19 protein-coding genes, 3 tRNA genes and 1 pseudogene are annotated in these 25,639 nt (G+C 61.4%); 21 read left to right on the top strand and 2 right to left on the bottom strand.

Annotated features, from left to right (window positions below; all coding sequences use genetic code 11):
- Nucleotides 1–877 (top strand): annotated as a pseudogene (locus ACP7CZ_RS02990) (hypothetical protein); the annotation flags it as partial.
- A gap of 87 nt (nt 878–964) precedes the next feature.
- Complete coding sequence (locus ACP7CZ_RS02985) at nt 965–1,897, top strand: hypothetical protein (RefSeq protein ID WP_294204183.1); 933 nt, start codon at nt 965–967, stop codon at nt 1,895–1,897.
- Nucleotides 1,898–1,983: 86 nt separating this feature from the next.
- Here the strand turns inward: ACP7CZ_RS02985 and ACP7CZ_RS02980 are convergent, their stop codons facing one another.
- Nucleotides 1,984–5,262 carry a bifunctional diguanylate cyclase/phosphodiesterase gene (locus ACP7CZ_RS02980; protein ID WP_294204184.1) on the bottom strand — a complete coding sequence of 1,093 codons (3,279 nt, stop codon included), beginning with the start codon at nt 5,260–5,262 and terminating at the stop codon, nt 1,984–1,986.
- A gap of 66 nt (nt 5,263–5,328) precedes the next feature.
- A complete protein-coding gene (locus ACP7CZ_RS02975) occupies nt 5,329–6,219 on the bottom strand; it encodes a LysR family transcriptional regulator (RefSeq protein WP_054922601.1) in 891 nt (296 codons plus the stop codon).
- A gap of 140 nt (nt 6,220–6,359) precedes the next feature.
- On the opposite strand from ACP7CZ_RS02975, the gene leuC reads away from it, so the two are divergent.
- The 19 genes from leuC to ACP7CZ_RS02880 all read left to right on the top strand — a co-directional run bounded on the left by leuC (nt 6,360) and on the right by ACP7CZ_RS02880 (nt 25,374).
- Nucleotides 6,360–7,778: a 3-isopropylmalate dehydratase large subunit gene (gene leuC / locus ACP7CZ_RS02970; RefSeq protein WP_054922598.1), complete on the top strand. Its 1,419-nt coding sequence runs from the start codon at nt 6,360–6,362 to the stop codon at nt 7,776–7,778.
- 10 nt (nt 7,779–7,788) lie between these two features.
- The gene (gene leuD / locus ACP7CZ_RS02965; protein WP_014719160.1) at nt 7,789–8,433 is read left to right on the top strand and encodes a 3-isopropylmalate dehydratase small subunit; all 645 of its coding nucleotides are present in this window, start codon (nt 7,789–7,791) and stop codon (nt 8,431–8,433) included.
- A gap of 147 nt (nt 8,434–8,580) precedes the next feature.
- Nucleotides 8,581–9,345 carry a class I SAM-dependent methyltransferase gene (locus ACP7CZ_RS02960; protein WP_294204186.1) on the top strand — a complete coding sequence of 255 codons (765 nt, stop codon included), beginning with the start codon at nt 8,581–8,583 and terminating at the stop codon, nt 9,343–9,345.
- Between the two features lie 53 nt (nt 9,346–9,398).
- Nucleotides 9,399–10,481, top strand: a complete 1,083-nt coding sequence (gene leuB / locus ACP7CZ_RS02955; RefSeq protein ID WP_127881868.1) for a 3-isopropylmalate dehydrogenase — start codon at nt 9,399–9,401, stop codon at nt 10,479–10,481.
- A 64-nt stretch (nt 10,482–10,545) separates the two neighbouring features.
- Nucleotides 10,546–11,658 (top strand): aspartate-semialdehyde dehydrogenase, encoded by a 1,113-nt coding sequence (gene asd, locus ACP7CZ_RS02950; protein ID WP_003192554.1) that lies wholly within the window; start codon nt 10,546–10,548, stop codon nt 11,656–11,658.
- Between the two features lie 253 nt (nt 11,659–11,911).
- Complete coding sequence (locus ACP7CZ_RS02945; protein ID WP_294204189.1) at nt 11,912–12,922, top strand: aspartate-semialdehyde dehydrogenase; 1,011 nt, start codon at nt 11,912–11,914, stop codon at nt 12,920–12,922.
- A gap of 161 nt (nt 12,923–13,083) precedes the next feature.
- Nucleotides 13,084–15,591, top strand: coding sequence for a FimV/HubP family polar landmark protein (locus ACP7CZ_RS02940; RefSeq protein WP_294204190.1), 2,508 nt, complete (start codon nt 13,084–13,086; stop codon nt 15,589–15,591).
- Between the two features lie 243 nt (nt 15,592–15,834).
- Nucleotides 15,835–16,659, top strand: a complete 825-nt coding sequence (gene truA, locus ACP7CZ_RS02935; protein WP_054898765.1) for a tRNA pseudouridine(38-40) synthase TruA — start codon at nt 15,835–15,837, stop codon at nt 16,657–16,659.
- Nucleotides 16,660–16,722: 63 nt separating this feature from the next.
- Nucleotides 16,723–17,355, top strand: coding sequence for a phosphoribosylanthranilate isomerase (locus tag ACP7CZ_RS02930; RefSeq protein ID WP_034126238.1), 633 nt, complete (start codon nt 16,723–16,725; stop codon nt 17,353–17,355).
- A 245-nt stretch (nt 17,356–17,600) separates the two neighbouring features.
- Nucleotides 17,601–18,521, top strand: coding sequence for an acetyl-CoA carboxylase, carboxyltransferase subunit beta (gene accD, locus ACP7CZ_RS02925; protein WP_003192545.1), 921 nt, complete (start codon nt 17,601–17,603; stop codon nt 18,519–18,521).
- Nucleotides 18,518–19,825, top strand: coding sequence for a bifunctional tetrahydrofolate synthase/dihydrofolate synthase (folC, locus tag ACP7CZ_RS02920; RefSeq protein ID WP_054898766.1), 1,308 nt, complete (start codon nt 18,518–18,520; stop codon nt 19,823–19,825). Before accD ends, folC begins: the two co-directional genes overlap by 4 nt.
- Nucleotides 19,809–20,477 (top strand): SPOR domain-containing protein, encoded by a 669-nt coding sequence (locus ACP7CZ_RS02915; RefSeq protein WP_054922421.1) that lies wholly within the window; start codon nt 19,809–19,811, stop codon nt 20,475–20,477. Before folC ends, ACP7CZ_RS02915 begins: the two co-directional genes overlap by 17 nt.
- Before the next feature lie 242 nt (nt 20,478–20,719).
- Nucleotides 20,720–21,277 carry a CvpA family protein gene (locus tag ACP7CZ_RS02910; protein WP_003192538.1) on the top strand — a complete coding sequence of 186 codons (558 nt, stop codon included), beginning with the start codon at nt 20,720–20,722 and terminating at the stop codon, nt 21,275–21,277.
- 41 nt (nt 21,278–21,318) lie between these two features.
- Entirely contained in the window at nt 21,319–22,824 is a 1,506-nt protein-coding gene (gene purF, locus ACP7CZ_RS02905; protein WP_294204194.1) for an amidophosphoribosyltransferase, read from the top strand.
- 65 nt (nt 22,825–22,889) lie between these two features.
- The gene (locus ACP7CZ_RS02900; protein WP_294204195.1) at nt 22,890–24,101 is read left to right on the top strand and encodes an O-succinylhomoserine sulfhydrylase; all 1,212 of its coding nucleotides are present in this window, start codon (nt 22,890–22,892) and stop codon (nt 24,099–24,101) included.
- 11 nt (nt 24,102–24,112) lie between these two features.
- On the top strand, nt 24,113–24,877 hold the full coding sequence (locus ACP7CZ_RS02895; RefSeq protein WP_294204196.1) for an SDR family oxidoreductase: 765 nt from the start codon (nt 24,113–24,115) through the stop codon (nt 24,875–24,877).
- Nucleotides 24,878–24,984: 107 nt separating this feature from the next.
- A tRNA-Val gene (locus tag ACP7CZ_RS02890) sits at nt 24,985–25,060 on the top strand.
- A gap of 55 nt (nt 25,061–25,115) precedes the next feature.
- Nucleotides 25,116–25,192 (top strand) — tRNA-Asp (locus ACP7CZ_RS02885).
- A gap of 105 nt (nt 25,193–25,297) precedes the next feature.
- Nucleotides 25,298–25,374, top strand: a tRNA-Asp gene (locus ACP7CZ_RS02880).
- Nucleotides 25,375–25,639 lie beyond the last annotated feature (265 nt).

Below are 25,639 nucleotides of genomic sequence, written 5' to 3'. Positions count from 1 at the left end.
GAATGCAAAAGACCAGCCGGTGAAGCCAGGTACGACTGATCAAGCGGTGAAGCCGGATGCAAAAGACCAGCCGGTGAAGCCAGGTACGACTGATCAAGCGGTGAAGCCGGATGCAAAAGACCAGCCGGTGAAGCCAGGTACGACGGATCAAGCGGTGAAGCCGGATGCAAAAGGTCCGAGGGTGCTAATAGATCACGGCGGATTGACGCCGAAACCGGGTAGAAACGATCATCCAGTGAAGCCGTCAGTGCCGATGCCTTCAGTGAATGTCACTAATGATGCTGAAGCAAATGTGCATGTGAACATCAATGTCGCTCACTGTCACTGCCCTGATACAAAGGACGGGCCAACCCCGGACTTAAATCCCAGGCAAGGTCCGAAGCCGGAATCGAACCCCGTGCCACAGCCGGGTCCAAAGCCGGAATCGAACCCCGTGCCCCAGCTGGGTCCGAAGCCGGGATCGAACCCCGTGCCCCAGCCGGGTCCAAAGCCGGAATCGAACCCCGTGCCCCAGCCGGGTCCAAAGCCGGAATCGAACCCCGTGCCCCAGCCCGGTCCGAAGCCTGAATCGAACCCCGTGCCCCAGCCCGGTCCAAAGCCGGAATCGAACCCCGTGCCTCAGCCGGGTCCGAAGCCTGAATCGAACCCCGTGCCACAGCCCGGTCAGAAGCCGGAATCGAACCCCGTGCCGCAGCCCGGTCCGAAGCCTGAATCGAACCCGATGCCACAGCCAGGCCCGAATCCGGATACCAACCCGATACCTACACCCGCGCCACAGCCCGATAAGTTTGTTCCGGGTTTGACCAGCCCAGGTCCTGATGAGAATAAATTCGACAAAAACTGGCGCTTCAATGCTCGACTTTCATCCAGATCCTGAAATCCACTGGCTCATAAGAACGCTTGAATAAAACGGGGGCTTCTCCGAGGCATATCACTCGGAGAAGTACTGTTTAAGGAGAAACTTGTGTCGTGCTATTCGATTAATAATATTGCGCGCGTGATAGATGTCCGTCAGGTGGCACCTGCAGATACGTTAAAGCCCATTAGTGGTGCTCTTCAGTGCACTCCAATTAATTGCCGGACTGTCGAGACAGGTAAAAATAGCATTGGTACTAATACGGAATTAGTCACTACATTGTCGGGGCTATTTGCGTCTTTTTTTTCACAGCTGATTTCTCTGTTGTCCGGTAAAAAAGATACGACAGTTCCTGATAGTCCTCCTCAGCCCAGGGTTCTGCCTGAGGTTCCGCCTCGGGTCATACCTGAACCGCTGCCACCAAAGCCTGAGGTCGCCGCAAATATTCCGGGTCTTTCGATAAAGCGTAATGGGGCTAAGCCGGACAACATCTGGAGTGGCTTTCGCCAAGGGCCAGATGGCAACTGCGTTACCGTATCGGCCATCAAGGCAGCCATGTACCGATTTGGTCAAAGCCCAACGGACATTTTTCACTCGGTGAGAAAAGAGCCTGGCGGTTATCGGGTGGTCATGCGCGACGATTTTCAGTTGAGATTGACCGACTCGGAGTTGGCACAAGCAGCACAAGGTTCGCGGTTTATAGGTCCCGATAAAGAGATGCTCAAGGATGCGCAGTTTCTTTTTGCCGTCAGCGCCAAGCGCGCGCAGATGGAAGACAACGATGGTACGGCGAGCAGGAGTTTTCATGCTGCCATTCGCAGCCTGAACAATGGGGAGGATGAGTGGGGGCCGGGGGAAGGGTTTCTGCGCCTGGGGTTGAGGAAACACATGAGAAGGGTGCCCGTCAGTGCGCTCGCCGGTGGGCAAGTGGGTATGTGCAATCGGGATAAGCATTCGGTAGCGGTTATCAATGGTCGTGAAGAGTTGTGGGGGCGCCGAGGCTCGGCCCCTACCTACGGCGATGCTGTAGCGCTTATGTAATTGAACAGGCACCCAGGTGGGCGGCTCCATTGACGGCAGTGGCGCTTGGCTGCATCTTTTGCAACCTCGCGTGATCAGGCGCGGCCCTATTCCAGCAACCGCCTGAAACCCTCGATCGGCAATGGCCGGCTGTGTAAATACCCCTGGAACAAATGGCAGCCCAGCTTTTGCAGGAACGCCAGCTGTTCCAGGGTTTCCACCCCCTCGGCGATGACTTCCAGGTTCAGGCTGCGCGCCATCGCCACAATGGCGCGGATGATTTCTGCATCATTGGGATCGTGGGTCGCATCGCGCACGAACGACTGATCGATCTTCAGTGCGTCCACCGGCAAGCGCTTGAGATAGGTCAGGGATGAGTAGCCGGTGCCGAAATCATCCATCGCAAAGCTCACGCCGAGTTTTTTAAGGCGGCGCATCTTCATCACGGTGTCGTCCAGGTTCTGGATCACGATGCCTTCGGTGATTTCCAGTTTCAGCAGGCTGAACGGCAGGCCGTGTTGCTTGAGGCTGTGCTCCACCCGTTCCACAAAGTCGTTCTGGCGGAACTGCCGCGGGCTGATATTCACGCACAGGCTGAAATTGAGCGGGTCCACCAGGCCGTCGGCAATCAACTGGGCAAAGGCGCCGCAGGCTTCATCGAGAATCCAGGTGCCGACCTCCAGGATCAGGCCGCTGTCTTCCAATACCTTGATAAATTCCGCCGGCGACTGCGCACCCAATTGTGGATGCTGCCAGCGCACCAGGGCTTCGGCGCCGATTATCCTGTTGCCTCGCGCATCCACCTGGGGCTGGTAATGCACGCTGAATTCGCCGCGTGACAAAGCCAGGCGCAAGTCGGTTTCCATGCGCAGGCGCTCGCTGGCGGTTTTTTGCATGCTGTTGTGGAACATCTGCGTGGTGTTGCGCCCGGAGTCCTTGGCGCGGTACAGGGCGATGTCGGCACGCTTGAGCAGATCGGCGGGTGTGGTGCCGTGGTCGGGGATCAGCGCCACGCCGATGCTGGGCGTGACCTGCAACCGGTGACCGTCGAGAAACATGGGTTCCGAGAGCAATTCGCGCAGGGTATCGGCCAGCGCTTGCACCTGGCTGCTGACCGTCTGGCGGGTGCCCTCCAGGCCGCTGAGCAATACCACAAACTCGTCGCCGCCCAGGCGCGCCACGGTGTCCTCTGTGCGCACGCTGGCTTCCAGGCGCGCGGTGACGATTTTCAGCACAGTGTCGCCAACGGGGTGGCCGAGGGAGTCGTTGATGTGCTTGAAGTGATCCAGGTCCAGAAACAGCAGGGCGCCGCGCAGGTTGTGGCGCTTGAGCAGGGCGATCTGCTGGCTCAGGCGGTCCATCAGCAGTGCCCGGTTCGGCAGGTTGGTCAGCGGGTCGTGATAGGCCAGGTGCCGGATCTGCGCCTGGGCGTTCTTCAATAGGCTCACATCCCGCGCGGTCAGCAGCAGGCAGGGGGTTTCATTCAAGGTGATCGGCTCCACCGAGACCTCCACCGCCAGAACCTCGCCACGCTTGTTGCGCCAGAGCATTTCCAGGTGGTGAATGCGCCCCTTGATGTGCAACTCGGCCAACAGTGCGGCGCGTTGGTTTTCATCGGCCCAGATGCCGATCTGGTACAGCGTCAGGCCGATGGCTTCTTCGGTGCGGTAACCGGTCAGGCGGCAAAAACCGTCGTTGACCTCCACGTAACGGCCGGTGTCGCGTTCGGTGATGGATATCGCATCGGGGCTGGAATGGAACGCCTTGGCAAACTTCTCTTCACTGGCCTTGAGTGCGGCTTCCGAGCGTTGCTGTTGGGTAATATCGCGCAGCGTGGTGACGATGCACGGCTGGTCGCTGACCTTGATCAAGCGGCTGGAAATCATGCAGGTCAGGCTTTGGCCGTCCTTGTGATGCACCACTATGGCCACATTGCTCAGGGCCTGTTCGCGTATCACCTGCTCGATGCGCTGCAGGCGCTTGCTGGAGTCGTCCCACAAGCCGATTTGTTCGGCGCTTTTGTCGAGCACTTCGGCGGCTGTCCAGCCAAACGTCTGGGTAAACGCCGGGTTGATCTCGATAAAGGCGCCGCTGTCCAGGCAGGTCACGCAGATCGGGTCGGGGCTGGCCTGGAACAGGCTGGCGAACTTTTCTTCCGAGGCGGTCAGCCGTTGCTCGCGCTCGACCTGGTCGGTGATATCCAGCAAGGTCCCTGCCATGCGCAGGGGCTTGCCTGACTCATCGCGATACAGGCGTGCGCGGCTCTCCAGGTAGCGCGGGCTGCCGTCTTCCATTTGCACGCGGTAGGTCAGCTGATAGTTGCCGTCCGGGCCTTCGCGCAAACTGCGGTACGCATGGCGCATGCCCTCGCGGTCCTCATCGGACATGCCCTCAAAAAACGCATCGAAGGATTCATGGAACGGCGCGGGTTCCAGCCCGTGCAACTGGGCGGCACGCGCCGAGCCGTAGAGCATGCCGCTGGGGATGTGCCAATCCCAGGTGCCCAGTTGCGCGGAATCCAGGGCCAGGTCCAGGCGTTCCTGGCTTTCCTTGAGCGCTTGTTCGGCGTTTTTGCGTTCGGTGATGTCCAGAAAGGTGCTGATCAGGTACGCCTCGCCGTCCAGTTCCACCTTTTGTGCGCTGAGGGTGCCGTCATGAATCTGGCCGTTGCTGGCGCAGAACTGCACGTCCATGGTGATCGGTTCACCCTTGCGCTGCGTGGCCTTGACCAGCAGCGCCCGCTGTTCCGGGTGGCGCCACAGGCCCAGTTCCAGGGTGGTGCGGCCGATGGCATCGGCCACCGGCCAGCCGAACAGCATCTCGAAGTACTGGTTGGCTTCGCTGATCAAGCCGTCGGCCTGGCGCGTCAGCAGTACCATGTTCGGGCATAGATGGAACAGGGTGGCGAAGCGCTTTTCCGAATGGCTGAGGGCGTGTTCACGGTCGCGTTGATGGGTGATTTCGCGGATGACCCCGATCATGCGCCGCCGTCCGGCTTTATCGGGGGCCAGGTTGCCGCTGATTTCCAGCCAGTGCAGGCTGCCATCGGGCCATTGGATGCGGTGGTGCATGGCGCGGTCGAAGGGCTCTCCGGCGAGCACCGCATGAAAGCCGCGCACCACCCGCGCACTGTCTTGCGGGGCCAGTAGGTCTAGGTAATCGAGGTCCTTGGGCAGAGGCTGGCGCGGGTCAAAGCCGAATAGCGCCTGGGTGCCCCGTGACCAACTGATTCTTCCTGTGTCGATTTCCCAGCACCAGGCACCCAGCCGCGCGGCATTGAGGGCCGCCAGCAGCTGCGGGGCACTGTCCCAGCTTTGTTCCGCCGCTTGAGGGTCCAGGGCGTAGATGCGGGGCAGGGGTGGAGTCGGGTCAAGGGGGTTGCGCATTATCAAAGGGCCTTGGCTCATTGAGAAAACCGCGCGGTTTGACCTAAACCCCTGGCCCGCACAGTGTCATGCCGGTAACCCTGGCAGATCGACCTGTGCATCCAACAGGCTCATGAAAGCCCGCGCAGCGTTCGACAGCGTCCTTTCGGTGTGCACGATATAGCCTAGCTGGCGACTGAGCTGTATGCCCGGCAAAGCGATACTTGCCACCTGATCGTCGAGCATGGTGCGCGGCAACACGCTCCATGCCAGGCCGATGGAGACCATCATCTTGATGGTTTCCAGGTAGTTAGTGCTCATCGCGATATTGGGCGTAAGGCCCTGGGCCTCGAACAGGCGGCTGACAATATGGTGGGTAAAGGTGTTGCCACCGGGAAACACGGCCGGATGCCCGGCGATATCAGCCAGGCTGACGGAACCGTTGCTGATCAGGCTGTGTTCCGGCGCCACCACAAAATCCAGTGGGTCGTCCCACACCCGGGTTGCACGTACCAGGTTGTGGGGCTCAGGCGCCAGGGTGATTACCGCGACTTCCGCACGGCCATGGAGGATTTCTTCGTAGGCCACTTCTGAATCCAGAAACTGAATATCCAACGCCACCTTCGGATATTGCCGGGTGAAGGTGCGCAGGATCGGCGGCAGGCGATGCAGGCCGATATGGTGGCTGGTGGCCAGAGTGAGGCGCCCGCTGACTTCGCCGGTGAGGTTGGTCAGGGCCCGGCGGGTGTCGTCCAGCACGTTGAGGATTTGATAGGCGCGGGGCAGCAAGGCCCGCCCGGCCTCGGTCAAGCCGACTTCGCGGCCCAGGCGGTCGAACAGCCGTACCTTCAATTGTTGTTCCAAACCGGCGATGCGCTTGCTGATGGCCGGCTGGGTCAGGTGCAGGCGTTCGCCGGCGCCAGAGAAGCTGCCGGTCTCGGCGATGGCGATAAAGGCGTTGAGGTTGGCCAAGTCCATGGTGCTATTCCAGTTGGTAATCCAAAGCATAAAAAATATGAATTTGAGTTATTTAATGTAGCGCCATACCATCAGCCTCACAAGCCAAAGGGTTATTGAAAAGCCCGGCGTATAGAAGCACCGCTGATGAGGACCGACTGATGGCCGGCAAAACGCTTTACGACAAGCTTTGGGATTCCCACGAAGTGAAACGTCGCGATGATGGATCGTCGCTGATCTACATCGACCGTCACATCATCCATGAAGTGACCTCGCCCCAAGCGTTCGAAGGCCTGCGACTGGCCGGGCGCAAGCCTTGGCGCGTCGACTCCATCATCGCCACTCCGGACCACAACGTGCCGACCACTCCTGAGCGCAAGGGCGGCATCGAAGCCATTGCCGACCAGGTTTCGCGGTTGCAGGTGCAGACCCTCGACGATTATTGCGACGAATACGGCATCACCGAATTCAAGATGAACGACGTGCGCCAAGGCATCGTCCACGTCATCGGCCCGGAGCAGGGCGCCACCTTGCCGGGCATGACCGTGGTCTGCGGTGACTCTCATACCTCCACCCATGGTGCGTTCGGCGCCCTGGCCCACGGCATCGGTACTTCCGAGGTGGAGCATGTGTTTGCCACCCAGTGCCTGGTGGCCAAGAAAATGAAGAACATGCTGGTACGCGTCGAAGGCCAATTGCCGTTTGGCGTGACCGCCAAGGACATCGTACTGGCTGTGATCGGCAAGATCGGCACCGCGGGCGGTAACGGCCATGCCATCGAGTTCGCCGGCAGTGCTATCCGCGAGCTGTCCATTGAAGGCCGCATGACCATCTGCAACATGTCCATCGAAGCCGGTGCCCGCGTGGGCATGGTGGCGGCGGACGAAAAAACCGTCGAATACGTCAAGGGCCGCCCGTTCGCGCCGCAAGGCGCCGATTGGGATGCCGCCGTCGAAGCGTGGAAAGACCTGGTCTCCGACGCTGATGCGGTGTTCGACACCGTTGTCGAACTCGACGCTGCGCAGATCAAGCCGCAAGTCAGCTGGGGCACTTCGCCCGAAATGGTCCTGGCCGTCGACCAGAACGTGCCGGACCCGGCCAAAGAGGCCGACCTGGTCAAGCGTGGCTCCATCGAGCGCGCCTTGAAATACATGGGGTTGACTGCCAATCAGGCGATCACCGACATCCAGTTGGACCGTGTGTTTATCGGTTCCTGCACCAACTCGCGGATCGAAGACCTGCGAGCCGCGGCGGTGATCGCAAAAGGCCGCAAGGTGGCCTCGACCATCAAACAAGCCATTGTGGTGCCAGGTTCCGGGCTGGTTAAAGCCCAGGCGGAAGCCGAAGGGCTGGACAAGATCTTCCTCGAAGCCGGTTTTGAATGGCGTGAGCCGGGCTGCTCGATGTGCCTGGCGATGAACCCGGATCGCCTGGAGTCGGGCGAGCATTGCGCGTCGACCTCCAACCGTAACTTCGAAGGGCGCCAAGGCGCGGGTGGGCGTACTCACCTGGTGAGCCCGGCCATGGCCGCCGCTGCTGCCGTCAACGGTCGTTTCATCGACGTTCGCGAATTGATCTGAGGAAAACCCGATGAGAGCTTTTACCCAACACACAGGCCTTGTAGCGCCGTTGGACCGTGCCAATGTGGACACCGACCAGATCATCCCAAAGCAATTCCTGAAGTCGATCAAGCGCACCGGTTTCGGCCCCAACCTGTTCGATGAGTGGCGCTACCTGGACGTGGGCTACGCCTACCAGGACAACTCCAAGCGCCCTCTGAACAAGGACTTTGTGCTCAACGCCGAGCGTTACCAAGGCGCCAGCGTGTTGCTGGCCCGGGAAAACTTCGGCTGCGGCTCCAGCCGCGAGCACGCGCCGTGGGCACTGGAAGAGTACGGCTTTCGCAGCATCATCGCGCCGAGCTACGCCGATATCTTCTTCAACAACAGCTTCAAGAACGGCCTGTTGCCGATCATCTTGAGCGACGCTGAAGTGGACGAGTTGTTCCAGCAAGTGGAGGCCAATGTCGGCTACCAGTTGACGGTGGACCTGGCCGCGCAAACCGTGACCCGCCCGGATGGCAAGGTGTACCACTTTGAAGTGGATGCCTTCCGTAAGCACTGCCTGATCAACGGCCTGGACGACATTGGCCTGACCTTGCAGGACGGCGATGCGATTGCTGCGTTTGAAACCAGGCACCGGGCGAGCCAGCCCTGGCTGTTTCGCGATGCCTGACGTTATGTAGGCCGCACTGGCCCCTTCGCGAGCAAGCCCGCTCCCACATTCGAACGAGTTTCTTCAGTTGAAATGCAATCAAATGTGGGAGCGGGCTTGCTCGCGAAGGCGGCAGTACAAGCAACACAACTCTCAAGGAAAGCCACCATGACCACCACCGCCCACACCCAAGTCGTGCAAAAACAATTCGGCGAGCAAGCCTCGGCCTACCTGAGCAGCGCCGTACACGCCCAGGGCACCGAATTCGCACTGCTACAGGCCGAACTGGCCGGGCAGGGCGCTGCACGCCTGCTGGACCTGGGCTGCGGTGCCGGTCATGTCAGCTTCCATGTAGCGCCTCTGGTCAAAGAAGTGGTGGCCTACGACTTGTCCCAGCCTATGCTCGACGTGGTGGCCGCCGCCGCCAAAGACCGCAACCTGGCCAACATCCGCACCGTGCACGGCGCCGCCGAGCGCCTGCCGTTCGCCGATGGCGAATTCGACTTCGTGTTCAGCCGTTATTCGGCCCATCACTGGAGCGACCTCGGCCTGGCCCTGCGTGAAGTGCGCCGTGTGCTCAAGCCGGGTGGCGTGGCGGCATTTGTGGATGTCTTGTCACCGGGCAGCCCGCTGTTGGACACTTACCTGCAAACCGTCGAAGTGCTGCGCGACACCAGCCATGTACGTGACTATTCCGGCGCCGAGTGGATGCGCCAGTTGAGTGAGGCCGGCCTGCACGTGCGCAACAGCAGTCGCCAGCGCTTGCGCCTGGAGTACACCTCGTGGGTTGAACGCATGCGCACGCCAGAGGTACTGCGTGCAGCAATCCTTGAGCTGCAAAAGGCGATGGGCCAGGAAGTACGTGATTATTACGAAGTTCAAGCCGACGGCACCTTCAGCACCGATGTGCTGGTGGTCTTCGCCGAACGCTGATTGATTTTTCCCGACCTGCCCACGGGCGGGTCGCTTGATGAAATGAGGAACGCATGAGCAAGCAGATTCTGATTCTCCCTGGCGACGGTATTGGGCCGGAAATCATGGCCGAAGCGGTCAAGGTCCTTGAGCTTGCCAACAGCAAGTACAGCCTGGGCTTCGAGCTGAGCCACGACGTGATCGGCGGCGCTGCCATCGACAAGCACGGCGTGCCGCTGGCTGACGAGACCCTGGACCGCGCCCGGGCTGCCGATGCGGTACTGCTCGGCGCCGTGGGTGGGCCGAAATGGGACAAGATCGAGCGTGACATCCGCCCTGAGCGCGGCTTGCTGAAAATTCGTGCGCAACTGGGCCTGTTCGGTAACCTGCGCCCGGCCATCCTCTACCCGCAACTGGCTGACGCGTCGAGCCTCAAGCCGCAAGTGGTAGCGGGCCTGGATATCCTCATCGTGCGTGAGCTGACCGGCGGTATTTACTTCGGCTCGCCACGGGGCGTGCGCGAGTTGGAAAATGGTGAGCGTCAGGCCTATGACACGCTGCCATACAGCGAGAGCGAAATCCGCCGTATCGCCCGTGTCGGTTTCGACATGGCGCGCGTGCGCGGCAAAAAAGTCTGCTCGGTGGACAAGGCCAATGTGCTGGCTTCCAGCCAACTGTGGCGTGAAATCGTCGAAGAAGTCGCCAAGGATTATCCGGACGTCGAACTGAGCCACATGTACGTCGACAACGCCGCCATGCAACTGGTGCGCGCACCCAAGCAGTTCGACGTGATTGTCACCGACAACCTGTTCGGCGACATCCTGTCCGACCAGGCGTCGATGCTCACCGGTTCCATCGGCATGCTGCCGTCGGCGTCCCTGGACACCAACAACAAAGGTATGTACGAGCCGTGCCACGGTTCGGCGCCAGACATCGCGGGGCAGGGCATTGCCAACCCGCTGGCGACGATTTTGTCGGTGTCGATGATGCTGCGCTACAGCTTCAACCTGGGCGATGCGGCGGACGCAATCGAGAAGGCCGTCAGCCTGGTGCTGGATCAGGGCTTGCGCACCGGCGATATCTGGTCCCAGGGTTGCACCAAGGTCGGGACGCAAGAAATGGGCGACGCAGTAGTCGCCGCGCTGCGGAATCTGTAATCTCTCGGGCCCGCTTGCAGTTGTTGCTGCAAGGCGGCCCACTTTTTAACAAGGTGTAGTTGCGATGAAACGTGTAGGTCTGATCGGTTGGCGCGGTATGGTCGGTTCCGTGCTCATGCAGCGGATGCTGGAAGAGCAGGATTTCGATCTTATTGAGCCGGTGTTTTTCACCACTTCGAACGTAGGTGGCCAAGGGCCGTCCGTGGGCAAGGATATTGCCCCGCTCAAGGATGCCTACAGCATTGAAGAGTTGAAGAGCCTCGACGTGATCCTGACCTGCCAGGGTGGCGACTACACCAGCGAAGTCTTCCCCAAGCTGCGCGAAGCCGGCTGGCAGGGTTACTGGATCGACGCCGCTTCGAGCCTGCGCATGCAGGACGACGCGGTGATCATCCTCGACCCGGTCAACCGCAAGGTCATCGACCAGCAACTGGACGCCGGTACCAAGAACTACGTGGGCGGCAACTGCACCGTCAGCCTGATGCTGATGGGCCTGGGCGGCCTGTTCGAAGCGGGCCTGGTGGAGTGGATGAGCGCGATGACCTATCAGGCGGCCTCCGGTGCCGGCGCGCAGAACATGCGTGAACTGATCAAGCAGATGGGCGCGACCCACGCCGCTGTCGCCGATCAACTGGCTGACCCGGCCAGCGCCATCCTCGACATCGACCGCCGTGTGGCCGAGGCCATGCGCAGCGATGCTTACCCGACCGAGAACTTCGGCGTGCCATTGGCCGGTAGCCTGATCCCGTGGATCGACAAGGAACTGCCTAACGGTCAGAGTCGCGAAGAGTGGAAGGCCCAGGCCGAAACCAACAAGATCCTGGGGCGTTTCAAGAACCCGATCCCGGTGGATGGCATCTGCGTGCGCATTGGCGCCATGCGTTGCCACAGCCAGGCGCTGACTATCAAGTTGAACAAAGATGTGCCGATTGCCGATATCGAAGGGCTGATCAGCCAGCACAACCCTTGGGTCAAGCTGGTGCCGAACAACCGCGATATCAGCATGCAGGAGCTGAGCCCGACCAAGGTCACCGGCACCCTGAATGTACCGGTGGGCCGCCTGCGCAAGCTGAACATGGGCAGCCAGTTCCTCGGCGCGTTCACCGTTGGCGACCAACTGTTGTGGGGCGCGGCTGAGCCGTTGCGTCGCATGTTGCGGATTTTGCTGGAGCGTTGATCGCTTGAGGCAATAACAGAAACCCGCGTTCTGGTGACAGGCGCGGGTTTTTTGTTGCCCTTGTGATGATCGTTCCCACGCTCTGCGTGGGAATGCAGCTCTGGACGCTCTGCGTCTGCTTTAGAGGCGTGACGCGGAGCGTCACAGGAGGCGTTCCCACGCAGAGCGCGGGAACGATCAGGGGGGGCTGTAATTGCCTCACCCTCTACCACCCGGTAAAGTGCCGCTCCCCCGTAATGCCCGAGGCAATCCCATGACCCAGACCTTTGAAATCGCCGTGATCGGCGCTACCGGTACCGTTGGCGAAACCCTGGTGCAGATTCTCGAAGAGCTGGAGTTCCCGGTGGGCACCTTGTACCTGCTGGCGGGTAGCAACTCGGCGGGGGCTTCGGTGCCGTTTCGGGGCAAGAACGTGCGGGTCAAAGAGGTCGACACGTTTGATTTCAGCAAGGTGCAGTTGGCGTTCTTCGCTGCAGGCCCAGCGGTGACCCTGAGCTTCGCCCCGCGTGCCACCGCCGCTGGCTGCGCGGTGATCGACTTGTCTGGCGCATTGCCCGCCGAGCAGGCGCCGCAAGTGGTGCCGCAGGCCAACGCCCATGTGCTGGGCGCGTTGAAAAAGCCCTTCCAGCTCGGCAGCCCGAGCCCTTGTGCCACCTACCTCGCGGTGGTGCTGGCACCGTTGCGCAATGTGGTGGGCATCCAGCGCGTGAGCGTCACCGCCAACCTGGCCATCTCTGCCCAGGGCCGCGAGGCCGTCAGCGAGTTGGCGCGCCAGACTGCCGAACTGCTGAACGTGCGTCCTTTGGAGCCAGCGTTCTTTGATCGGCAAGTGGCGTTCAACCTGCTGGCGCAAGTCGGCACGCCAGACGTCCAAGGTCATACCGCCCTGGAGAAGCGCCTCGTACACGAACTGCGTGCGGTGCTGGAAACACCTTTACTAAAGATTTCCGCCACCTGCGTTCAAGCCCCGGTGTTTTTCGGCGATAGCCTGACTGTGTCGCTGCAACTGGCCGCGCCGGTCGACCTGGCCGCGGTGAACCGCGCCCTCGACGCTGCGCCGGGAATCGAGCTGGTCGAGGAGGGCGATTACCCCACAGCCGTAGGCGATGCCGTCGGCCAGGACGTGGTGTACGTCGGGCGAGTTCGCGCAGGTATCGACGACCCGGCGGAACTAAATCTTTGGTTGACGTCAGATAACGTACGCAAAGGCTCGGCCCTGAACGCCGTGGAACTGGCGCAGTTGTTGATAAAAGACCTTGTGTAAAAGATACTTGGCGGCAATTTGTAGATTGATTCTAGCCAGGCGCTATGCTTGGTCCCAAGTGAAACACAAGCGCGTCGGTGACCTATCGGCTCGCCATGCCTTATGGCAGCGGTTACCAACCTTCTCGCAGAGCGGGAAGTGTTCAAACAAAGGATGAGGCTATGGTTCAAGTTCGCAAACTGGTGTTAGCAATAGCGGCCGCCTCGGCGCTGTCCTCCGGTATGGCGCAGGCGCTGCAACTTGGGGAGATGACCCTCAAGTCGAAGTTGAACCAGCCGCTGTCGGTGGAAATCGAATTGCGCGATGTGGGCGGCCTCACGGCGTCCGAGATCACCCCCAGCCTGGCTTCGGCCCAGGCCTTCGTGGATGCGGGTGTCGACCGCCAGGCGTTTCTCGATGACCTGACGTTCACGCCGGTGATCAACCCCGAAGGTCGCAGCGTGGTACGTGTGACCTCCAGCAAGCCGTTGCCCGATTCCTACGTGCGTTTCCTGATGCAGGTGCAATGGCCCAATGGCCGCTTGATGCGTGACTACAGTGTGCTGCTCGACCCGGCCAAGTTTGACCAGCCGGCACCGACTGCCAGCTCTGCGCCTGCCACTGGCACGCTTGCCCGGCACACCACCACGCCCCACGATACCTTGTGGGAAATTGCCGCGAAGAACCGTCATGGCGCCTCGGTCCAGCAAACGATGCTGGCTATCCAGGCGCTTAACCCGGATGCCTTTGTCGACGGCAACATCAACCGCCTGAAAACCGGCCAGGTGCTACGCCTGCCGGATATCACCCAAAGTACAGCCCTGGCCCAGCCGCAAGCGATTGCCGAAGTGAGTGCGCAGAACGCCGCCTGGCGCCAGCGCCAGCGCAGTCCTCAGGGGCAAGTGGCTGGTAAGCCGCAGTTGGATGCAACCCGGCGCACCCAGGCCGGCAATGCGCCGTCGAGCACCCAGGCCAAGGACAATTTGAGCCTGGTATCGGCGCAAGCCGCCAAGAAAGGTGGCAAAGGCGCAGCTGGGGACAGCCGCGCCCTGAGCGACAAGCTGGCGATGACCCAGGAAGAGCTCGACACCACGCGGCGCGACAACGAAGAACTGAAAAGCCGTGCCGCCGACCTGCAAAGCCAGCTGGACAAGCTGCAGAAGCTGATCCAGCTGAAGAATGACCAATTGGCTCGTTTGCAGGCGCAAACGGGTGAGCCAGCCGCGATCCCCGCACAGTTGCCCGGTGAGCCTGCAGCCGAGCCTGCGGCCCCTGTTGCAACGCCAGCGCCAGCGCCTGAACCGGTCAAGCCGGCTGCCGCGCCGGCCAGTACCGAAGGCAAGTTCAATGATCTGCTGACCAACCCGATTGTGCTCGGCATCCTTGGCGGTGCGGCCCTGCTGGTGGTGCTGCTGCTTCTGCTGCTATGGGCTCGCCATCGCAATGCTCGCCGTGAAGAAGAGAAGCATCTGCGCATGGCTCGGGCGTTGGCCGAAGAGCCTGAGTTCGTTTCCAATATCGATCAAGACCTGCCGCCTGACAGCTTCGAGGGCCTTGAAGTGCCGCCGCCGAGCGTCAAGCTCGCCACCGCAGTGGCGCCAGCAGCCGCACCCGCGCCAGCCCCGGTGGTCGAGACGGTTGTGGCGCCGACGGTCGCCTCCGTGCTGGCGCCGTTGGCGGTTGCCGTGGCTCAGGAAAATTCCAGCGACGCCCTGGCCCAGGCCCAATCCCATATTGACCGTGGCCACCTGAACCAGGCGGCGGATGTGCTTGAACAAGCCATCAAGCACGAGCCCAAGCGCAGTGACCTGCGTTTGAAGCTGATGGAAGTCTATGGCCTGCAGAACAACAAGGACGGGTTCGTCACCCAGGAGCGCCAGTTGGTGGCCAACGGTGAGAACCATGCCCAGGTCGAGCAGCTCAAGACGCGCTTCCCGGCCATGGCCGTGTTGGCTGCGGGTGTCAGTGCCGCAGTGGCCGCCGCAGCCCTGGATGCGCAATACGTCAAGGACCTGCTCGACGACAAGCCGGCCTCGGCTGCGCAGGCAGACACCTTCGACACCGATTTCGACTTGAGCCTGGATGACCTGGAAGCCGCCTCGCCGGCCGAGATCGCGCAAGACCAGCAAACCTTTGAAACATTGCTCAAACAACAGACCGAGTCTAAGGCCGACGCACAGGACCTGTCGGACTTTGACCTGGACCTGCAGCTGGACCCGCCCGCGTCGCAAACCGATGACGACTTCCTGTCGGGCCTTGAAGAGCAGATCAAGGATGTACCGCCGGTGGAGCCGCCGACCCTGACGCCGGCTGCGCTGGACGAATTCGACCTGCCGGAAGACTTTGACCTGTCGCTGGCGGACGAGCCGAGCAAGCCTGCGGCCAAGCCCGATGCCTTCGCGTCGGAGCTGGACGACGTCAACGCTGAACTGGATCGATTGTCCCAGAGCCTGGAACATCCGCCGATCGAGCCTTCCTTCACGGCTGAAGATGCCGCGCTGGGTGCTGAGGATGAGCCGGATTTCGACTTCCTCTCGGGCACTGATGAAGTGGCCACCAAGCTCGACCTGGCCCAGGCCTATATCGACATGGGCGATGCTGACGGCGCGCGAGACATCCTGTCCGAGGTGCTGACCGAAGGCAACGAAGGCCAGCGTGGCGAAGCCAAGGAAATGCTCGGCCGAATCTAACGGCCGAGGCAGAAAAATGTGGGAGCGGGCTTGTTGTGGCGAGGGAGCTTGCTCCCGCTGGGGGGCGTAGCGCCCCTGAAAAGCCGGCTCCAGCTGCGCTGTCGAACGGGAGCAAGCTCCCTCGCCACAAAAACCCCAGATTAAAAGCCCCCTCTCATGCACCCTGACGCCCTATAATGCCCGCCTTTGCGCAACTCATCAGGCTCACAGTTCTTGGCAAATATAGATAACGCGGCTGCCGAAATGGCGGCCGCAGGCTTTTACCGCATCGCACTGGGCGTGGAATACAAAGGCTCGCGCTATCGCGGCTGGCAGCGTCAGGCCTCTGGGGTGCTGACGGTGCAGGAAACCCTGGAAAATGCCCTGTCCAAAGTCGCCAACTCCCCGGTGTCGCTGATGTGTGCCGGGCGTACCGATGCCGGCGTACACGCGTGTGGCCAAGTGGTGCACTTCGACACCCAGGCCGAGCGGTCGATGAAGGCGTGGGTGATGGGGGCTAATATCAATTTGCCCCATGACGTCAGCGTCAGCTGGGCCAAGGTCATGCCGGCGCATTTTCACGCCCGTTTCAAGGCCATCGCCCGCCGTTACCGCTACGTGATCTACAACGATCAGATCCGCCCGGCGCACCTCAATGAAGAAATCACCTGGAACCACCGCCCGCTGGATGCCGAGCGCATGGCCGAGGCCGCGCAGCATCTGGTCGGGGTGCATGACTTCAGCGCCTTCCGTGCCGGGCAGTGCCAGGCCAAGTCGCCGATCAAGGAAGTCCACCACCTGCGGGTGACGCGCCACGGCAAGATGATTGTGCTGGATATCCGTGCAGGTGCCTTCCTGCATCACATGGTGCGCAACATCGCTGGCGTGCTGATGACCATCGGCACCGGTGAGCGCCCGGTGGAGTGGGCCAAGGAAGTGCTGGATAGCCGCATTCGCCGCACGGGCGGGGTCACGGCGCATCCGTTCGGCCTTTACCTGGTGGATGTGGAGTACCGCGACGAGTTCGAATTGCCGGAACGCTTTATCGGGCCGCACTTCCTCACCGGTTTCAGCGAACTTGGCGGCTGACGCCCGGAAAAGCTTTTGTTACCATCCGGGACTTTCTCGGTCCAACCCTGAGGTTCCTACGACATGTCAGCCGTTCGCAGCAAGATTTGCGGGATTACCCGCATAGAAGACGCGCTGGCGGCAGTCGAAGCGGGGGCGGATGCCATTGGCCTGGTGTTTTATGCCAAGAGCCCACGGGCGGTGAATGTGCTGCAGGCGCGGGCGATCATCGCTGCATTGCCGCCCTTCGTGACCACCGTGGGGTTGTTCGTCAACGCCAGCCGCTGCGAGCTCAACGAAACCCTGGATGCGGTGCCGCTGGATATGTTGCAGTTCCATGGCGACGAATCGCCAGAGGAATGCGAAAGCTATCAGCGCCCGTACATCAAGGCGTTGCGAGTCAAGGCTGGGGACGATATCGCCGCAGCCTGCGCCGCTTATACCGGCGCTCGCGGGATTCTGTTGGACACTTACGTCGAAGGCGTACCCGGTGGCACGGGCGAGGCGTTCGACTGGACGCTGATTCCCGAGGGGTTGAGCAAGCCGGTCATTCTCGCGGGTGGGCTCACTCCAGCGAATGTCCAGGCGGCCATCGAACAGGTCCGGCCGTATGCCGTGGACGTCAGCGGTGGGGTGGAGCAGGGCAAGGGGATCAAGGACCCGAGCAAGATTCGCGCGTTCATGCAGGCCGTGCGCAACAGCAGGGGTGGGATGTGACGGCTGGCAGTCTGCCGCCGTCCATAACTACCACTGTGTAAAACAGCCCGGCGCCGCCTGTGGGTGGCCCGGAAACGAAGTGGCAACCCTGCGCTGGCAGGTTGTCTGGAAGGCTGAGGATACGGGCGGGAAATGGCAGGTCCAACGTCTGACCCCGTCCCGTCTGTGTCATCGCCACATATGAATTTAGCTCAAGGGCATACGCGGGGCTGTGTTCGAGCCACCGGTACTGGAGAAAAGAAAGCATGAGCAACTGGTTAGTAGACAAACTGATCCCTTCGATCATGCGTTCCGAGGTGAAGAAAAGCTCGGTTCCTGAAGGTCTGTGGCACAAATGCCCATCCTGCGACGCGGTGCTGTATCGCCCGGAGCTGGAAAAGACCCTGGACGTTTGCCCCAAGTGCAACCACCACATGCGTATTGGCGCACGCGCCCGTATCGACATCTTCCTGGATGCCGATGGCCGTAATGAACTGGGTGCCGACCTGGAGCCGGTTGACCGTCTCAAGTTCCGCGACAGCAAGAAGTACAAGGACCGCCTGGTCGGCGCGCAGAAGCAGACTGGCGAAAAAGACGCGCTGATTTCGGTCAGCGGCAAGCTGCTGGGCATGCCGGTAGTAGTCTCGGCCTTCGAATTCTCCTTCATGGGCGGCTCCATGGGTGCCATCGTCGGTGAGCGCTTTGTTCGCGCTGCCAACTATGCCCTGGAAAACCGTTGCCCAATGATCTGCTTCGCCGCCTCCGGTGGTGCGCGCATGCAGGAAGCCCTGATTTCCCTGATGCAAATGGCCAAGACCTCGGCGGTACTGGCGCGTCTGCGTGAAGAAGGCATTCCGTTCATCTCCGTACTGACCGACCCGGTCTACGGCGGCGTCTCCGCCAGCCTGGCGATGTTGGGCGATGTGATCGTTGGCGAGCCTAAAGCCCTGATCGGTTTTGCCGGCCCGCGCGTAATCGAGCAGACCGTGCGGGAAAAACTGCCGGAAGGCTTCCAGCGCAGCGAGTTCCTGCTGGAGCACGGTGCGATCGACCTGATCATTCCGCGTGGCGAACTGCGCCCGCGCCTGGGCAGCCTGCTCGCGCAAATGATGGGCTTGCCGACGCCTGTGTACATCGCGCCTAAGGTCGAGCCGATCGTCGTGCCGCCGGTGCCAGCAAACCTATGACCCAACGTACCCTGGGCGAATGGCTCGCCTACCTTGAGCAGTTGCATCCGTCCGCCATCGACATGGGCCTGGAGCGCTCGCAACAGGTAGCGGCCCGCCTCGGGTTGGGCCAGCCGGCACCGCGTGTGATCACGGTGACCGGCACCAACGGCAAAGGCTCCACCTGTGCCTTTGTCGCCGCGCTGTTGCAGGCCCAGGGCCTCAAAGTCGGCGTGTACAGTTCGCCGCACCTGCTGCGCTACAACGAGCGGGTGCAGCTCAATGGCGTCGAAGCCACTGATGCCCAGCTGTGCGAAGCCTTCGCAGCCCTGGAAGCCGGGCGTGGCGACATTTCCCTGACCTATTTCGAGATGGGCACCCTGGCGGCGTTCTGGCTGTTCGAGCGTGCGCAACTGGATGTGGTCGTGCTGGAAGTCGGCCTCGGCGGGCGCCTGGATACTGTCAACGTGGTGGATGCCGACCTGGCCCTGGTAACCAGCATTGGTGTCGATCATGCCGATTACCTGGGCAATACCCGCGAATCGGTGTCTTTTGAAAAGGCCGGGATCTTCCGCCAGGGCCGTCCGGCGCTGTGTGGTGACCTGGACCCGCCGCAACCCTTGCTCGACAGGGCGCGCGAACTGGATTGCCTGTTCTACCTGCGGGGTCGCGAGTTCACCCTGGACATCGGCGACACCCATTGGCAATGGCGTGGGCAGGATGCACGTGGCCAACGGGTAGAGCTGCTTGATTTGCCGTTGCTGAACCTGCCGATGGAAAACGCCGCGCTCGCGCTGCAAGCCTATTTGCTGCTGGACCTGCCGTGGGACGCCGCGCAGATCGCGGCGACCTTGCTGGCAACGAAAGTGGTGGGGCGCCTCGATCGCCGAACCTTCGACTGGCAAGGCAAGCGCCTGAGCCTGATGTTGGATGTAGGCCATAACCCCCATGCTGCGCAGTACCTGGCTGAGCGTCTGGCGCGTACGCCGCCGGTGGGGCGTCGCCTGGCGGTGTTCGGGTTGTTGGTCGACAAGGACCTGGACGGCGTGGTTGCGCCACTGCTGGGCAGCGTCCAGTCTTGGGCCGTTGCGCCGCTGGACACGCCACGCAGCCGTCCTGCGGTTGAGTTGGAAACTGCCTTGCAGAACCTTGGCGCGCCGGTGACGTCGTATGCAAGCGTCACTGCAGCCCTGGAGGCGCAGTGTGCGGTAGCGACGGCCGAGGACGAAATCCTGTTGTTCGGATCATTTTATTGTGTTGCCGAGGCGCTTGAATGGCTGGCCCGGCGCTCCACGGAGGAAGCTGCACATGGCATTACTGGATAGCGCATACAAGCAGCGAATGGTCGGGGCCCTGGTGCTGGTGGCGTTGGCGGTAATCTTTTTGCCGATGCTGTTTTCCCGCCAGGACGAACAGCGCCAGGTGGTGGTTGAAGCTCCCGCTGCGCCCCAGGCGCCGGTGGTGCCGCAGGTTCAGGTCGAACCGGTGGTCGTGCCTGAGCCTCAGGTGTTGCCGCAAGAGCCTGTGCCCGTCGAGGAGGAGGTCGTCACACAGCAGGCGCCTTCACAGGCCCCTTCGATGCCGGTGCAGCCAAGTGTGCCGGTGGTCAAGCCAACGCCAGCCCCGGCTGTCGCCGCCAAACCGGCTGCACCGGCGCCAGCGCCCAAGCCGGTAGCGCCGCAGCCTGCAGCGCCTGGCAAGCCGGATGTGGGGCAGAGTCGCATCGACCCTAATGGCCTGCCGATCAGTTGGTCGATCCAGCTGGCCAGCCTGGCCAATCGCGAAAGTGCCGACGCCTTGCAGAAAAAGCTGCGTGCCCAGGGGTATAACGCTTATATCCGCAGCGCTGACGGCAAGAATCGTGTGTTTGTCGGGCCGCTGATCGAGCGTGCGGAGGCAGATCGCCTGCGCGATTTGCTGGGTCGTCAGCAGAACCTCAACGGGTTTGTGGTGCGTTTCCAGCCCGAGCGCGGCTGAACGGGCAATATGCTCTAAATGTGGGAGCTGGCTTGCCTGCGATGACGGTGGTTCAATCGACAACGATGTCGAGCGTGCCGCCTTCATCGCAGGCAAGCCAGCTCCCACATTGGTTTGTGCTGGGGTTGAAATGCGATTGGCCCGTCACAATCTATTGATTTGCAAAGCACCCGCAATCACCGCTTACCGATAGCCCGGCGCTCTGCTAAAATGCGCCGCCTTATCCGTACGTAGGCTGCACTGTGCCATTTACCTGGGTTGATTGGGCGATCGTTGCAATCGTCGCCATCTCCGCTTTGATCAGTCTGAGCCGCGGCTTCGTAAAAGAAGCACTGTCGTTGCTGACCTGGATCATCGCAGGAGTCGTAGCCTGGATGTTCGGTGGTTCACTGTCGGTCTACCTGGCCGGGTACATAGAGACACCTTCGGCTCGCGTCATCGCGGGCTGCGCCATCATGTTCATCGCCACGCTGTTGGTGGGGGCAATGGTCAATTATCTTATTGGCGAGTTGATACGTGTCACCGGCCTCTCCGGGACCGATCGATTTCTCGGCATGGCCTTCGGGGCTGCGCGTGGCGCGTTGCTGGTGGTCGTGGCGGTCGGGCTGTTGAGCCTGGGGCCGGTACAGCAGGATTCGTGGTGGCAGGAGTCGGTACTCGTGCCAAAATTTCTATTGGTTGCAGACTGGTCCAAGAACCTCATCCTGGGGTGGAGCAGTCAGTGGCTGGCCAGCGGAATCAGCGTACCCGCTGATCTTCCGTTCAAGGAGCACCTCTTACCGGCCAAAACGCCTCAGTAAGCTGTGTTCAGTCAAGATTCATTAAGTAGGGGTTGCGTCGCATGTGTGGCATCGTCGGTATCGTCGGTAAGTCGAACGTCAATCAGGCGCTGTATGACGCGCTAACCGTCCTCCAGCACCGCGGCCAGGACGCTGCCGGTATTGTGACCAGCCACGACGGCCGGTTATTCCTGCGCAAGGACAATGGCCTGGTGCGTGACGTGTTCCATCAGCGTCACATGCAGCGCCTCGTCGGGCACATGGGCATTGGCCATGTGCGCTACCCGACTGCCGGTAGTTCGACCTCGGCCGAAGCTCAACCGTTCTACGTCAACTCGCCTTACGGCATCACCTTGGCGCACAACGGTAACCTGACCAACGTTGAACAACTGGCCAAGGAGATCTACGAATCTGACCTGCGCCACGTCAACACCAGCTCCGATTCGGAAGTGCTGCTCAACGTGTTCGCCCACGAGCTGGCCCAGCGCGGCAAGCTGCAGCCGACCGAAGAAGACGTGTTCGCCGCCGTGATCGACGTGCACAACCGTTGCGTCGGTGGTTATGCGGTGGTGGCGATGATCACCGGTTACGGCATCGTTGGTTTCCGCGACCCCCACGGCATTCGCCCGATCGTGTTCGGCCAGCGTCACACCGACGAAGGCGTCGAGTACATGATCGCTTCCGAAAGCGTGTCCCTGGACGTGCTGGGCTTCACCCTGATCCGCGACCTGGCGCCGGGCGAGGCTATCTACATCACTGAAGACGGCAAGCTGCACACCCGTCAGTGCGCCGTAGCACCGAAACTCACTCCGTGCATCTTCGAGCACGTCTACTTGGCGCGTCCGGATTCGATCATCGACGGCGTCTCGGTCTACAAGGCGCGCCTGCGCATGGGCGAGAAGCTGGCCGAGAAGATCCTGCGCGAGCGCCCCGAGCACGATATCGATGTGGTCATCCCGATCCCGGACACCAGCCGTACCGCCGCGCTGGAGCTGGCCAACCATCTGGGCGTCAAGTTCCGCGAAGGCTTCGTGAAGAACCGCTACATCGGCCGTACCTTCATCATGCCCGGCCAGGCTGCGCGCAAGAAATCGGTACGCCAGAAGCTCAACGCCATCGAACTGGAGTTCCGCGGCAAGAACGTAATGCTGGTAGATGACTCCATCGTGCGGGGCACCACCTGCAAGCAGATCATCCAGATGGCCCGCGAAGCCGGGGCGAAGAACGTGTACTTCTGTTCCGCTGCGCCTGCGGTGCGTTACCCGAACGTGTACGGTATCGACATGCCGAGCGCCCATGAGCTGATCGCGCATAATCGTTCGACCCAGGACGTGGCCGACCTGATCGGCGCCGACTGGCTGATCTACCAGGACCTGCCGGACCTGATCGAAGCGGTTGGCGGTGGCAAGATCAAGATCGAGCAGTTCGACTGCGCCGTGTTCGACGGCAAGTACGTGACCGGCGATGTCGACGAGGCCTACCTGAACAAGATCGAGCAGGCGCGCAACGACTCGTCGAAGATCAAGACCCAGGCGGTCAGCGCGATCATTGACCTGTATAACAACTGAGTAAACACCGGCCCTGAGGGGCCGGTTTTGTATCTTAAACAAAGAATTGAATAAGGAGTCGCAGCATGAGTCAGGAATGGGATGCCGGTCGGTTGGACAGCGACCTCAATGGCGTAGCTTTCGATACCCTGGCTGTGCGCGCCGGCCAGCACCGTACCCCGGAAGGTGAGCACGGCGACCCGATGTTCTTCACCTCCAGCTACGTGTTCCGTACTGCCGCCGACGCCGCTGCGCGGTTTGCTGGCGAAGTGCCGGGCAACGTGTATTCGCGCTACACCAACCCGACCGTGCGTGCGTTCGAAGAGCGTATCGCGGCCCTGGAAGGTGCCGAGCAAGCCGTGGCGACTGCCACCGGCATGGCGGCCATCCTGGCGGTGGTGATGAGCCTGTGCAGCGCCGGCGACCATGTGCTGGTATCGCGCAGCGTGTTCGGCTCGACCATCAGCCTGTTCGAGAAGTACTTCAAGCGTTTCGGTATTGAAGTCGATTACGTGCCCCTGGCGGACCTGTCCGGTTGGGAGGCGGCCATCAAGGCCAATACCAAGCTGTTGTTCGTCGAATCGCCATCCAATCCGCTCGCTGAGCTGGTGGACATCGCCGCGCTGTCCGAAGTCGCGCATGCCAAGGGCGCGATGCTGGTGGTGGACAACTGCTTCTGCACCCCGGCCTTGCAGCAACCGCTGAAGCTGGGTGCGGACATCGTGGTTCACTCGGCAACCAAGTTCATCGACGGCCAGGGCCGTTGCATGGGCGGCGTGGTGGCCGGTCGCAGCGAGCAGATGAAGGAAGTGGTGGGCTTCCTGCGCACCGCCGGCCCGACCCTCAGCCCGTTCAACGCCTGGATCTTCCTCAAAGGCCTGGAAACCCTCAGCCTGCGCATGAAAGCCCATTGCGCCAACGCCCAGGCCCTGGCCGAGTGGCTGGAGCAGCAGGACGGTATCGAGAAGGTGCATTACGCCGGCCTCAAGAGTCACCCGCAACACGCCTTGGCCCAGCGCCAGCAGCGCGGTTTCGGTGCGGTGGTGAGTTTTGAAGTGAAGGGCGGCAAAGACGGCGCCTGGCGCTTCATCGACGCGACGCGCTTGATCTCCATTACCGCCAACCTGGGTGACAGCAAGACCACCATCACCCACCCGAGCACTACCTCCCACGGGCGCCTGGCGCCGCAGGAGCGTGAGGCGGCCGGCATCCGTGACAGTCTGATCCGCATCGCGGTGGGCCTGGAAGATGTTGCTGACTTGCAGGCAGACCTGGCCCGCGGGCTGGCGGCCTTGTGATCGAGTGGTCCATGGAGGCCGCAGCGGCCAGCAACGGGCGCGTGGCGCTGGTGACGGGCGCGGCGCGGGGCATTGGCCTCGGGATTGCCGCGTGGCTGATCAGCGAAGGCTGGCAGGTGGTGCTGACCGACCTGGACCGCGAGCGCGGTGCCAAGGTGTCCAAGGTGCTGGGCGACAATGCCTGGTTTATCACCATGGACGTGGCCGACGAGAAGCAAGTGGCCCAGGGTGTCGCCGAGGTGCTGGGGCAGTTCGGGCGCCTGGATGCGTTGGTGTGCAACGCGGCGGTGGCCGACCCGCGCAATATCACCCTGGAAAGCCTCGACCTGGCGTACTGGAATCGGGTGCTGGCGGTCAACCTCAGTGGGCCGATGCTGCTGGCCAAGCACTGCGCGCCTTACCTGCGTGCCCATGGCGGTGCCATCGTCAACCTGGCCTCGACCCGGGCGCGTCAATCCGAGCCTGATACCGAAGCCTATGCGGCCAGCAAAGGTGGGCTGTTGGCCCTGACCCACGCCCTGGCCATGAGCCTTGGGCCGGAAGTGCGGGTCAATGCGGTCAGCCCTGGCTGGATCGACGCACGTGACCCGGCTGCGCGGCGTGCAGAGCCGCTCACCGACGCCGATCATGCCCAGCATCCGGCGGGCAGGGTAGGGACAGTGGAGGACGTGGCGGCGATGGTAGCCTGGTTGCTGTCACGCCAGGTCGGGTTCGTCACCGGGCAAGAGTTCGTGGTGGACGGCGGCATGAGCAAGAAGATGATTTACAGCGAGTAGGGCGGGTAGCTGTCTTGAAGTCATTTTGTCTTTTTCAGAAAAACTTCAAGCAGGCTATTGACTTAGGTCCGCTACCTGCGTAAATTTCGCGGCCTCAACGAAGCAAAGGGTGATTAGCTCAGCTGGGAGAGCATCTGCCTTACAAGCAGAGGGTCGGCGGTTCGATCCCGTCATCACCCACCACTTCTTGAGAGTTTTGCCCTAGGGCAAGACGCAACGTTAAAGGTTGCACCGACGCGCAGCGGTAGTTCAGTCGGTTAGAATACCGGCCTGTCACGCCGGGGGTCGCGGGTTCGAGTCCCGTCCGCTGCGCCATATTTTCCAGGTTCGATATGTCGGGCTTGAGATTGAACAGCCAAGGCTGATCGATCAGATGTTTAAAGGTGGTTGAGGGTTCATGCTCAATCAGCCAAGCGATACGCAGCGGTAGTTCAGTCGGTTAGAATACCGGCCTGTCACGCCGGGGGTCGCGGGTTCGAGTCCCGTCCGCTGCGCCATATCTGCATCAAGGCCCACTGAACGCCTTGAAGCACAAGGAAAGCCACTGGCTCACCTTGATCCGATAGCAAAGACCCTGGTCGAAAGACCGGGGTTTTTTGTGTCTGGGGTTTGAAAAAAAGCCTCATCTTCTTCGCTACCAACAGCGCTCATTATCGGCAAACGGCCGGCAGAACATTTCGATTCTGTCGGCCGTTTTGCGTTGTTGTGTCAAAAAATTTCAATGTGGTTATTTGCCGCAGGCGCAGAAACCTTTAAAGTTAA

The organism is Pseudomonas sp. DWP2-2 (assembly GCF_049897065.1).
Classification (GTDB): Bacteria; Pseudomonadota; Gammaproteobacteria; order Pseudomonadales; family Pseudomonadaceae; genus Aquipseudomonas; species Aquipseudomonas paracarnis.
Note: the sequence above shows the minus strand (reverse complement) of the source record. Positions and strands in the feature narration are given on the sequence as shown.

Excerpts from the sequence above, each read along its gene's own strand:
- ACP7CZ_RS02980 (WP_294204184.1), bottom strand. The coding sequence starts at position 5,262 with ATGCGCAACCCCCTTGACCCGACTCCACCCCTGCCCCGCATCTACGCC.
- ACP7CZ_RS02975 (WP_054922601.1), bottom strand. The coding sequence starts at position 6,219 with ATGGACTTGGCCAACCTCAACGCCTTTATCGCCATCGCCGAGACCGGC.
- leuC (WP_054922598.1), top strand. The coding sequence starts at position 6,360 with ATGGCCGGCAAAACGCTTTACGACAAGCTTTGGGATTCCCACGAAGTG.
- leuD (WP_014719160.1), top strand. The coding sequence starts at position 7,789 with ATGAGAGCTTTTACCCAACACACAGGCCTTGTAGCGCCGTTGGACCGT.
- ACP7CZ_RS02960 (WP_294204186.1), top strand. The coding sequence starts at position 8,581 with ATGACCACCACCGCCCACACCCAAGTCGTGCAAAAACAATTCGGCGAG.
- leuB (WP_127881868.1), top strand. The coding sequence starts at position 9,399 with ATGAGCAAGCAGATTCTGATTCTCCCTGGCGACGGTATTGGGCCGGAA.
- asd (WP_003192554.1), top strand. The coding sequence starts at position 10,546 with ATGAAACGTGTAGGTCTGATCGGTTGGCGCGGTATGGTCGGTTCCGTG.
- ACP7CZ_RS02945 (WP_294204189.1), top strand. The coding sequence starts at position 11,912 with ATGACCCAGACCTTTGAAATCGCCGTGATCGGCGCTACCGGTACCGTT.
- ACP7CZ_RS02940 (WP_294204190.1), top strand. The coding sequence starts at position 13,084 with ATGGTTCAAGTTCGCAAACTGGTGTTAGCAATAGCGGCCGCCTCGGCG.
- truA (WP_054898765.1), top strand. The coding sequence starts at position 15,835 with ATGGCGGCCGCAGGCTTTTACCGCATCGCACTGGGCGTGGAATACAAA.
- ACP7CZ_RS02930 (WP_034126238.1), top strand. The coding sequence starts at position 16,723 with ATGTCAGCCGTTCGCAGCAAGATTTGCGGGATTACCCGCATAGAAGAC.
- accD (WP_003192545.1), top strand. The coding sequence starts at position 17,601 with ATGAGCAACTGGTTAGTAGACAAACTGATCCCTTCGATCATGCGTTCC.
- folC (WP_054898766.1), top strand. The coding sequence starts at position 18,518 with ATGACCCAACGTACCCTGGGCGAATGGCTCGCCTACCTTGAGCAGTTG.
- ACP7CZ_RS02915 (WP_054922421.1), top strand. The coding sequence starts at position 19,809 with ATGGCATTACTGGATAGCGCATACAAGCAGCGAATGGTCGGGGCCCTG.
- purF (WP_294204194.1), top strand. The coding sequence starts at position 21,319 with ATGTGTGGCATCGTCGGTATCGTCGGTAAGTCGAACGTCAATCAGGCG.
- ACP7CZ_RS02900 (WP_294204195.1), top strand. The coding sequence starts at position 22,890 with ATGAGTCAGGAATGGGATGCCGGTCGGTTGGACAGCGACCTCAATGGC.
- ACP7CZ_RS02895 (WP_294204196.1), top strand. The coding sequence starts at position 24,113 with ATGGAGGCCGCAGCGGCCAGCAACGGGCGCGTGGCGCTGGTGACGGGC.